At 43.0% G+C, this 10,223-nt stretch carries 10 protein-coding genes, 8 tRNA genes, 1 rRNA gene and 1 other annotated feature; of the genes, 15 read left to right on the top strand and 4 right to left on the bottom strand.

Going from position 1 to position 10,223, the window contains the following annotated elements:
* Positions 1–10: 10 nt before the first annotated feature.
* From rrf to E4665_RS06900, 3 genes are all read left to right on the top strand, one after another.
* A 5S ribosomal RNA gene (gene rrf, locus E4665_RS06910) occupies positions 11–127 on the top strand.
* Positions 128–257: 130 nt separating this feature from the next.
* Positions 258–332, top strand: a tRNA-Asn gene (locus E4665_RS06905).
* Between the two features lie 2 nt (positions 333–334).
* Positions 335–408: transfer RNA gene (locus E4665_RS06900), tRNA-Thr, on the top strand.
* A 275-nt stretch (positions 409–683) separates the two neighbouring features.
* Here E4665_RS06900 and E4665_RS06895 read toward each other — a convergent pair.
* The 3 genes from E4665_RS06895 to E4665_RS06885 all read right to left on the bottom strand — a co-directional run bounded on the left by E4665_RS06895 (position 684) and on the right by E4665_RS06885 (position 2,867).
* Positions 684–1,898, bottom strand: a complete 1,215-nt coding sequence (locus tag E4665_RS06895) for an MFS transporter (RefSeq protein WP_422067244.1) — start codon at positions 1,896–1,898, stop codon at positions 684–686.
* 104 nt (positions 1,899–2,002) lie between these two features.
* Positions 2,003–2,249, bottom strand: a binding site (T-box leader).
* 224 nt (positions 2,250–2,473) lie between these two features.
* On the bottom strand, positions 2,474–2,590 hold the full coding sequence (locus tag E4665_RS06890; RefSeq protein ID WP_135348054.1) for a YjcZ family sporulation protein: 117 nt from the start codon (positions 2,588–2,590) through the stop codon (positions 2,474–2,476).
* 172 nt (positions 2,591–2,762) lie between these two features.
* Entirely contained in the window at positions 2,763–2,867 is a 105-nt protein-coding gene (locus E4665_RS06885) for a YjcZ family sporulation protein (protein WP_135348053.1), read from the bottom strand.
* A gap of 409 nt (positions 2,868–3,276) precedes the next feature.
* Between E4665_RS06885 and E4665_RS06880 the strand changes: the two genes are divergently transcribed.
* Complete coding sequence (locus tag E4665_RS06880; RefSeq protein WP_241654723.1) at positions 3,277–3,954, top strand: hypothetical protein; 678 nt, start codon at positions 3,277–3,279, stop codon at positions 3,952–3,954.
* Positions 3,955–4,243: 289 nt separating this feature from the next.
* On the opposite strand, the gene E4665_RS06875 is transcribed toward E4665_RS06880, so the two are convergent.
* The gene (locus tag E4665_RS06875) at positions 4,244–5,242 is read right to left on the bottom strand and encodes a DMT family transporter (protein WP_135348051.1); all 999 of its coding nucleotides are present in this window, start codon (positions 5,240–5,242) and stop codon (positions 4,244–4,246) included.
* A gap of 421 nt (positions 5,243–5,663) precedes the next feature.
* On the opposite strand from E4665_RS06875, the gene E4665_RS06870 reads away from it, so the two are divergent.
* The 11 genes from E4665_RS06870 (at position 5,664) to E4665_RS06825 (ending at position 10,096) form a co-directional block, all read left to right on the top strand.
* Positions 5,664–6,089 (top strand): universal stress protein, encoded by a 426-nt coding sequence (locus E4665_RS06870; RefSeq protein ID WP_135348050.1) that lies wholly within the window; start codon positions 5,664–5,666, stop codon positions 6,087–6,089.
* 105 nt (positions 6,090–6,194) lie between these two features.
* Entirely contained in the window at positions 6,195–7,025 is an 831-nt protein-coding gene (locus tag E4665_RS06865; protein WP_135348049.1) for an AAC(3) family N-acetyltransferase, read from the top strand.
* 149 nt (positions 7,026–7,174) lie between these two features.
* The gene (locus E4665_RS18095) at positions 7,175–7,321 is read left to right on the top strand and encodes a hypothetical protein (RefSeq protein ID WP_167815138.1); all 147 of its coding nucleotides are present in this window, start codon (positions 7,175–7,177) and stop codon (positions 7,319–7,321) included.
* A 190-nt stretch (positions 7,322–7,511) separates the two neighbouring features.
* Positions 7,512–8,321, top strand: coding sequence for a M15 family metallopeptidase (locus tag E4665_RS06860; RefSeq protein ID WP_135348048.1), 810 nt, complete (start codon positions 7,512–7,514; stop codon positions 8,319–8,321).
* Positions 8,322–8,521: 200 nt separating this feature from the next.
* Positions 8,522–8,593, top strand: a tRNA-Glu gene (locus tag E4665_RS06855).
* Positions 8,594–8,597: 4 nt separating this feature from the next.
* Positions 8,598–8,673, top strand: a tRNA-Val gene (locus tag E4665_RS06850).
* 4 nt (positions 8,674–8,677) lie between these two features.
* Positions 8,678–8,753, top strand: a tRNA-Thr gene (locus E4665_RS06845).
* A gap of 19 nt (positions 8,754–8,772) precedes the next feature.
* Positions 8,773–8,857 (top strand) — tRNA-Tyr (locus E4665_RS06840).
* Positions 8,858–8,876: 19 nt separating this feature from the next.
* A tRNA-Lys gene (locus E4665_RS06835) sits at positions 8,877–8,952 on the top strand.
* A 4-nt stretch (positions 8,953–8,956) separates the two neighbouring features.
* A tRNA-Leu gene (locus E4665_RS06830) sits at positions 8,957–9,042 on the top strand.
* A gap of 112 nt (positions 9,043–9,154) precedes the next feature.
* Entirely contained in the window at positions 9,155–10,096 is a 942-nt protein-coding gene (locus tag E4665_RS06825) for a tyrosine-type recombinase/integrase (protein ID WP_135348047.1), read from the top strand.
* The last annotated feature ends 127 nt before the right edge of the window (positions 10,097–10,223 follow it).

Raw genomic sequence — 10,223 nt, 5'->3', positions numbered from 1 at the left:
CGGGTTTTAGTCTGGCGGTCATAGCGAAGAGGTCACACCCGTTCCCATCCCGAACACGGCCGTTAAGCTCTTCTGTGCCGATGGTAGTTGGGGGCTGTCCCCCTGTGAGAGTAGGTCACTGCCAGGCAAATGATAAATGGCAGGAAGCTATCAGAGATGGTAGCAACCTGTTTATTTATATATTTTATTTTATAATGAGCACTTCCATGGTAAGGAAGGGTACATTATAATATACATAGCAATTATTTATTAATTATTCCACAGTAGCTCAGTGGCAGAGCAATCGGCTGTTAACCGATTGGTCGTAGGTTCGAACCCTACCTGTGGAGCCATTGCTTCCATAGCTCAGTTCGGTAGAGCACTTCCATGGTAAGGAAGGGGTCGCTGGTTCAAGTCCAGTTGGAAGCTTACTTAAAAACATGATAACAGCGGAGTGTTTCGGATACCCGAAGCCCCGCTGTTTTTCATTTTGATTCGTTTTTTCACAATGTTGCCTAAATCTTTGCTCATTCCATTTTCCTTGCGTTTTTTCTTCTTTCTTCGAGTTGAATATATCTGCCGCCTGTTGCAGGTCGTCATGATCAGAAATTGTTCAAATAAAGTATAGCCGTTTAACAGCTTGGCCCCTAACCGATTATTATATGTACGCATGGTTAGCTTTCTCTCGAATACACGCTACCTACTCACTCGTTATTGCTCTTTTTAGCCCATGAACGAGTGAATAGAGATAAAAGCAACGCAACGAATAACATGATTATTGTCCCCGTTATGATGACCACTCTGATCGATAAATATTCTGCCGCCAAACCAATTACGATTGTTGTTACAATGACAAGGACTGCTTCAATTAAGTCATAAAGGCTGCCTACTCTTCCCATAATTTGTGTGGGTATGCTTTTTTGGTAAAAATTTAAGAACCCGGAATTAGCGAATGCTAGAAAAAAGGAAAGAATAAAGAACCCAGTTGCAGCAACAGAAAATGAATGAGAAACAGAATAAAGTATATAGCCAAATGAAAAAAATAAAGAACCTATTTGAATTAATATTGAGATTGATATCTTTCGAGCAAATATTGAGTTGATTAAAGCACCAGAGGCGATTCCTGCTCCAGCAATACTTACAAGAAATCCATAGCTTGTATTTGACAGGTCTAAAACACTCTTGGCAAAAGTCGCTTCGAGTGAATCTACGGCTGCCGACATGACCATGATGCAGCTAAATAAAAAGTAGATGGTCATTATTAATGAATTTTTTAGGCTGAATTGGATTACAACCCGCCAATCCATTTTAATCATTTTCAAGGATATTTTTTCTCCAAATGCAACTCGAGTGCGCCTTTCTACATCGGGCAGGAGTAAAGTCACTAGTCCTGATAGAACAAATGATAGAGCATTGATATATATAGCAAACATAGGGGAACCGATCAGGAACAGTAGTCCTGCAATAGCAGGACCAATCAAGAAACCTCCAGACTCTATTAAACCTCTAAGGGAATTGAAACGTTTTCTCTGATTTGGAGGAGTAAGCTTTGTAATATAGGTCATAGAAGCTGGGTTAAACATCGAACTTGCCATGTTAATCATAAAAACAACGAGAAATATAAAGAACATCGATGAAATGCTGGGTAATAATGCAATCAGTCCAGCGCGTAACAAATCAAGCACAATCATAAGTTTACGTTTACTTAGTCGATCAATTAAACTACCGGACCAAAAATTAGTCAATAGAGTGGCAGCTGGTTTAAGTATATAAAGAACAGTAACCGCTAACGGTGAATGGGTCATGTCGAGAACAATTAAGTTGAGTGCAATCAGATAGATCCAATCACCAACATTTGAAATTCCAATTCCAAGTAATAACAGTAATGAATTTTTCCAGTGCATTAACGTCCTATTGATTTTCATAAGTACTACCTCCATTTAACCTTTAATAGATGGTGGGGTTAAACGAGGTAGTGAACATCGTTTCAACATAAAAAATCTCACCTCCAAGACGATTGGGTCTTGGGGACGAGATTATATAATCGTGGTACCACCCCAGTTTGTAAATAGGTCACCCTATTTACCTTGTCAGGTATCAAAATACCATACCTTTGCTCGATAACAGGAGCATCTGTTGCGTTATCATCATATTAGAATTCAAGGCACAGCTCGGAGGCTTCTTTCAGTATATTGTTCATAGTCATTTTCACCAAACTGACCTCTCTAAAAAGAACAATAATTACTTACTTTTCTCGTCATCGCTTTTATTATTTGAAAATGAATTTAGCATAATTTTATAATTATGTAAAGTCGAAGGAAGTGAACATCGACAGAGAAAAGTACAGCTGCAATGATGATGAGGGAACTTGGGTGGCTTAATGCCTCTTTTTTTAGCGAGAAGAATGTTGAGTAAATCAAAAGGGTACCCGGGCAAGGTACCCTTAATCGAAGGAGATGTTGTATGGGTTACCGGTGGCTAGACGGCTCCACTTTTAATAGACGAATGCCGTACCAACAATGATCAACAGAATGAAAAGAACAACGATCAGTGCAAAGCTGCTGCCGTGGCCATAGCCACCGCCACAGCTACTGTATCCACCATCGCTCAATCTATGCACCTCCTTATCATGTGATAATACATTTTATGATTGAGACAAATACGGGAAAGGGACAATTGGAGCAATTAAAAAGCCTGTTTCTTTTGGAAGAAAAAAAGGACACCTAGAAAAGGGGTCCAAAAAGAGGTTTGAATCAACATTGAGAAGATGAGGAGTTTATTTTTTAGTAAGCGAATGTTGCACCAACGATGATCAAAAGAATGAACAGTACAACGATTAAGACAAACGTATTGCCATATCCTGGGGTTGGGCAGTAAGTGTTACACATATATTATTTATCTCCCTTCATCACATGATACTGCATTATATTTACAATTTGACAAGTAGGTAAGGTACAAACGACGAATAAAAATGAATATTTTATGGCTGTACTGACCTATCTGCAGTCCGGGAAGAAGCCGGAACCAGTTCAGACTGGGATCAAATTATTGACTACTTTGTATTAAACGATCCAGGGTTAGCAATTTCTGAAGTGAGTCACATGGTAAATGATATAGCTAGGGCTCGGTATCACCGGAGAAAGAGGCGGCAAAATGGTTTCTGGTGTATTATATTTTTTGAAGAAGTTAGCTGAAGAAAAGCTATAAAAGGCGATCTGAATGACAAATACACCTTTACTGCAAAAAATAGAATGCTTGCTTCGTATGTATGAAAATGGGGCACTCGGAGGAGAGGTTATGCCGGAAGACGCTTTGATAGGCGTTGTTCCAGAGAACAAACTGCCTGATGTCCTGACTCTCGGCATGTCCCTGAACTATCAGAGAAGCTCCTATGCGCTCTGGAGAGCGATAGCGAATGCCTACCGCGATGAATCTTCAAGATGGATATTTTGTCCCCAGAAAGTTGCTGCGGAAGATCAGGCATCACTGAAGAAAATTTTACTCCGTTTCAGGATCGCCCTTCAGCCAAACCGGCATCCGGACATCTGGTTTCGGGTGGCGTCAGGGATAAGCCACTCTTCAACAGAAAAAGATGTCCAGGGATTGCTGGGTTCTGTCCATTTTGATGTTTCCAGACTGAAGATAATCATACAAGTGGAGCGAAAAAAAGAATTCCCTTATTTGTCTGGGCCCAAGATTTTCAATTACTGGCTCTACGTACTGGAAAAATATGCTGGGATCCAATGGACCTCGAGAGAACGGATTACTATTGCTCCGGACACCCATGTCCTGCAGGCTATGGTAAAACTTGGTTTGTGTCCTCCAGAAGTACTGAACGGCCGTGCGGAGGATCGTCAGCATGTGTCAGACGCGTGGAGAGAGCTACTTGTCGGGACAGGGATCGCGCCTATTGACGTCCACACCCCACTTTGGCTGTGGAGTCGCGCGGATTTCCCGCCGCTGGTTCGGAATTAAAAATCAGACTTCAGACTTAGTTGAATATTATACGCAGGCACGATGGAATAGGGAGCCTGATCCGCTATGATTGAAACATGATCAAATGAATCTCCCCCATTGAGGCCTTTTACAGGGCCTTCTTTTTTTAGAAAAATGAATGATAAAGAAAGCTTGCCGAGTAGCAAGCTTTTAGGCGCAGTCAGAGTCCTGGTTGCACTTCCCCCTGAACTTTTACTTCTTAATAGTACAAAAAAGGCAGGGCGCTTTTGCACACGTCCTGCCTTTAATGATCTTAGTGGTTAAATATTTATCTCGCGTGTACACTGCCTGAATGAACGGGTGCATGTTTTGTAGCATTTCTTGTATGCTCCGCGAGTTTTGCTTCCCGGTTATCAGAGAACAGCTCGATACAGGATCCGCCGAGAATGAGCAGAATTCCATACAGAACATTCGGTGTGATTGCTTCGCCAAGAATGAACAGAGCAAGAACCGGCGCCAGCGCTGGTTTAATGAAGAAGACCAGCGAAGCGGTTGACGCAGAGGTTGCTTCCATCGCAAGGAAGTAAAAGCTGAAGCCCAGCCCGGTAACGAAAACGCCCAGATAGATAAGAATGGGTGCGGTACCCCAAGATACATTCTGAAGCACGGGAATGTTGCTGAAGTCGACCAGTCCGACGCTTTTGAGCCATGCGGCAACCGGCCCTATTTTAGTGATAAAAATCAGAACAAGTAATTCAAGACTGCCGGTCAGAAAGCTGAAACTGCTCTGCACAATGCCGTCAAAACCGAACTTCAGGCTGCCTTTGCGGCCGACGATTCCGTACAAGGCAAAGGTCACGGCTGCCACAAGTGATAGCGTAATACCGGTTACGTTCGTCAAATTTTCAGGATTGACGATAAAGATCATACCCGCGACACTGACTACCAGCGAAAGCAATGATAGCTTCGTCAGTTTTTCTTTCAGGAAGAAATGTGCGAAAGGAATAACAAAGACGGCGTTGCAACTGAACAAAATCGCTACAGTGGCTGCCTTTGCGTACACAATGGCCAGCTGAAAGAAAGTCATACTGACAACGACACACATAAAACCTGAAAAGAGGAAATAGAGGATACTGCTTCGGTTAAACGAAAATCCGCTTCCCTTTAAATGACGGATGGCCAGAGGTGCGAGAATGATCGATCCAATCAGGAAACGTATAAAGTTTAGCTGTATTGGGTTGAAATCTGATGCCACCAGCTTAATGGCAATTTCCATCGTACTGAAGAACAAAGTAGAAAAGGCGATATAAATATACCCTTTCTTCATTTACAAAACCTCGATTTTTCACCGGATTCAGGTGATCTGATCGCTATTAATCATATTTAGCCGCGAAAGACCGGCTTGACAGATGTTATGAAAACGTTCACAAATAATACATAATACATTCTTTTCTACACTAATAAATATAACGCAGATATTAAAAAAAAGTAAGGGATAAAGTGTAAAGATAGTGAAAGAAATTAATTCCAGCCACTAAATAGTCAAAAATTGGACGGGCGCGGCATCTGATCTGAGCTCTGACAGGGCTTTCATATTCTTCCGGTGTGCTATAAAATAAGGGTGGAGGTTGTTCAAAGTCAGAGGCATTTAAAACTGGTGAAAAACCGAATGCCTGATGAGGGTTCCATGCTTGTGCCCTCTTGTTTTGAACAGACTGACAGAAAAATGTAAGGGCGGGGTGAACGTGATGCTGTTTTCTAAAATTCTTATTTCCTATGATGATTCGGATTTGTCGAAAAAGGCGCTGAAGAAGGGGATTGAAATAGCCCGGCTGGATGAAAAGACGGTTCTCGACATCCTTAATGTGGTTACCGTACCAACCAATCAGTTTATCGTTGGCGACGTTTATCGTGAGGTTCGCGAATCGACTTTTAAATATGGAAATGAAGTAGTCGCCAAAACCAACGAATGGCTGGATCAGATTCCAAATAGCACGCATACATTTGTTCAGGAAGGACAGCCGGTTCGCACGATCCTTGAATTCGCAGAATCCAATGGCTATGATTTGATTATCATTGGCAGCAGAGGTTTAAGCGGTGTCAAGGAATTTCTTGGCAGCGTCAGCCATGGCGTTGTCCAGCGTTCAAAGGTACCCGTGCTGATTGTTAAATAGATCAAGTGCAGTAGAACGATACAAATGGCTGCGGGCACCCGGAGCGGAATCTCCGCGAAGAGTGCCTTTTTATAATAGTGACCCATGCAGAAGGAAAGATGATCAATGACGGAACTGGATGCAATCAAACAGACGAAAACAGCAATCACGCGATCCACATTAGTGCGGGATCTGAAACAATTAGGGCTGAAGAAAGGGATGACAGTGATTGTCCATACTTCTATGAGCCGAATTGGCTGGGTATGCGGCGGCCCTGTTACCGTTATTGAGGCGCTGCAGGAGGTTCTGACACCGGGCGGGACACTGGTGATGCCCGCACACAGCGCGGATGTCTCAGACCCTGCAGACTGGGAAAATCCGCCGGTTCCCAAAAGCTGGATACAGGCTATTTACCAAGAAATGCCGCCGTTTGATCCGGAACGCACGCCGACATTAGGAATGGGAAGAGTCGCTGAGACCTTTCGCAAGTTCCCTGGAGTGAAGCGGAGCAGTCATCCCATTTATTCTTTCTCCGCTTGGGGTGAGGCACGTGACCGGATTGTTTCAGGCCACCCGCTTGACGACGGGCTGGGTGATCAGTCGCCGCTGGCTCAAATTTATCAGCTGAACGGCCAGGTGCTCCTTCTTGGAGTTGGCTTTGGTAATAACACGTCCATGCATCTTGGCGAATGCCATTCGAACAAGTTGAAAATGATTACCCGCCAAAGCCCGGTTATTCTTAACGGAGAACGAAGATGGGTGAGCTACCGTGACTGGGATTATCATGAAGAAAGATTTTCTAAGATTGGCCAGGCTTTTGAGAAAGACGCCCAGGAGACGGAAAATCTGAAAACGGGGATAATCGGCCAGGCGGACTCGTTATTAATGTCCCAACGGGCGATTGTTGACTTTACTGCTGATTATTTAAGAAAAAGATGGGCAGGATGGTTCAGGTAGGTGTGATCAGGATCTTTACATAAAACACAAATAACACTAATAGTGCCTCAACATCTTCAAGTTAGGATTAAATCAAGGATAATTGATGCGTGGCCGACCGGATAAACTGTTAAGCGAAACGAACCTAAACCGGACAGGAGTTGATAGAAATGGAACTCAGAGAGACCAAGGGGAATGAACGATTGGAGAAAGATGAAATGAGTAAAACAGAGGTTCATCTGAACCGAAAATTGCTTCTGACCAATTGTGTGCTTGCCATATCCATTGTTATCAATGTAAAACTTTTTTTCGGTTAAAAAGGTCTGAGGTTGTTGCTGAAATAGTCGCTTTTTTATCAGAAATTGGATAATTGATCATAAAATGACGTATTTTGGATGGAAAACACTGGTTTTCCATCCTTTTACTTTGACCTGCACTATTTTTATTGAGATAATCAAAAAATCATTACTTAGCCTTTAATTATTTCTAATGAAAATGGAGAGTTAAATGAGCGTCAAACTTAAAAAGATTACAGGAATCACCACCGTACTTTTGTTCGGACTGACGGCCTGCACCGCTCACCCGGCGCAGCAGCATGATCAGTCAGGCGGCACCTCCGCAACGCAGCAGAACTATGATAAAAAGACAGAGGGCGGCCGAAATTCGATAAGATCAAAGGATCGTTCAATACATAAGACTGTATCGTCAATGAATCAGCAGGGTGTCCATGTGGTTGCTGATCCGGACAGTATATTTGTACTCGTGAATAAGCATTTTAAATTGCCGGACAATTATGTACCGAAACAACTCGTTTATCCAGATGTCCCGTTTATTTCTCATCGGTCCGAAAAATCAAAAATGCGTCTTGTTGCAGCCAATGCATTGACTGCGATGTTTCAGGCAGCAAAAAAAGACGCCGTTCAGTTAGCTGGGGTGTCGGCTTACCGTTCTTATAAAACGCAGTCGGAGCTCTTTAATTATTATGTTGGGAGAGACGGCAGAGAAAAGGCGCTGGATTACAGTGCCGAGCCTGGGACAAGCGAGCACGAAACCGGACTTGCTATTGATGTGTCGGGAATTGATGGAAAGTATGCCGCGACACCGGCATTCGGGGAAACTCCTGAAGCGGCATGGCTGGCCCACCATGCACAGGATTACGGATTCATTATTCGTTATCCTGAAGGAAAAGAGGCAATAACCGGATACGAATATGAAGCCTGGCATCTTCGTTATGTCGGACTGCCCACATCTCAGACCATCGTTAAGAAGGGCCTGACATTGGAGGAGTATCTCGGCGCCGTTCCGGTGTCCAAATGATGATTGGTTGGCCATTGGTCTTAATGCGTCAGGAAATTTAAGGCAAATTGAGAGTGGCCTGGAATCCGGACAACTCGATAAAGGGCAGGCCTAAAAACCGGTTGTATAATAATCAGAAAATAAAGGTTTTTAAGTTACACTTTACAAGCCTGTCCAATCTGTATATAATAAAGAACGTCGATTGCGACAAAAAAGATAATGGCCCGTTCGTCAAGCGGTTAAGACACCACCCTTTCACGGTGGGTTCATGGGTTCGAATCCCGTACGGGTCACTTTGGAGGATTAGCTCAGCTGGGAGAGCGTCTGCCTTACAAGCAGAGGGTCATAGGTTCGAGCCCTATATCCTCCACCATTACGCCGGCCTAGCTCAATTGGTAGAGCAACTGACTTGTAATCAGTAGGTTGGGGGTTCAAGTCCTCTGGCCGGCACCATTGTTCAAAACGTTTATGCGGAGGGATAGCGAAGAGGCTAAACGCGGCGGACTGTAAATCCGCTCCCTTTGGGTTCGAAGGTTCGAAACCTTCTCCCTCCACCACTAATAATGTTTTTTGTTTGGGCCATTAGCTCAGTTGGTAGAGCATCTGACTCTTAATCAGAGGGTCGAAGGTTCGAGACCTTCATGGCCCACCATTTTGCGGGTGTGGCGGAATTGGCAGACGCGCTAGATTCAGGTTCTAGTGTCCTTTACCGGACGTGGAGGTTCAAGTCCTCTCATCCGCATTAATGCTTATACGGCGGGCAGTCTACGGAAACGTAGACTGTTTTTTTATGCTCTCAGCAACTAGACAAATCAAGCAAAAATCTAATGCAGTAGTCTAGTGGAGGGGATAACATGCGCAGGAAAATGTTGACAGAAGAGCAGCAAAGTTTGATTGATCGATCGGTCAAAATTGATGACGAAGGTGCAATTGAAGAATTTATCAGAAGTAGACGATTAAAGAATGTTCGTGAAACGACGATTACGTATTACAAGAATGTTATTCACGTCTTAAAAAGGGATATGGCTCAGCTGAAAATTAACAAGCAGCTTATTGAGCTGACTGAGAGCGACGTTGAGGACATTATCTTGTTGTGGAAGTCAAAGATAAAGATTACATCTATAAACAGTAAACTAAGGGGTATTAGGCCCTTCTTTTCGTTTATGAAGGAAAAGAAGATGATTCGAAAAGATCCGACAGCAAATATTAAATTACTAAGAGAGCGCAAACAGATTCGGGCAACACTTGAGGACTTTGAAGTGAAGAAGATTGCCGATTATTTTAAGAAACAGAAATCATTTTCTGGCTATCGTAATCTGGTCATGTTTTATTTGCTCTTGGATACAGGTATTCGAATAAGCGAATGTATAGGTATACAGATCAACGACGTTGATGGAAGTAGGTTGATTGTTCGGGAGACAAAAAATCTTCAACAACGATTAGTCTTTTTATCGAAGAATATGGTCGAGAAATTACAGTCCTATATAAAGGTTCGAGGTCAGCTTTCGCATGATTATCTTTTCATCAATTGTGACGATAGAGTTTTGTGCAAATCATCATTTCAGGCTCAATTGAGGGAGGCTGCAAGAGAGGTTGGCATTACGAAACAAGTTAGTCCCCATGTTTGTCGTAGAACCTATGCTAAGAATGCAGTTATGAGAGGGATGGACCCATTTTCTTTGGCAATGTTACTCGGTCATCAGTCGATTGAGATAACGAAACGCTATGTCCAAATCTGGGGATCGGATTTAGAGGTTCAGGCTGAGAAGAAACACGATTACTCTGGAATATTTTAAATATAATTGTACGAAAATTCAGACATATTATATAATTAAATAAGAGATGGCTATGAGTTTGGCCGCTCACCATCTCTCGATCATCCAGACAGAAGTCTGACCTCTGTTTTCTAAATGTTAGCATGTC

It is taken from the genome of Sporolactobacillus shoreae (assembly GCF_004684935.1).
GTDB classification, from domain to species: domain Bacteria; phylum Bacillota; class Bacilli; order Bacillales; family Sporolactobacillaceae; genus Sporolactobacillus; species Sporolactobacillus shoreae.
This window is presented reverse-complemented; position numbering and strand designations above follow the sequence as displayed.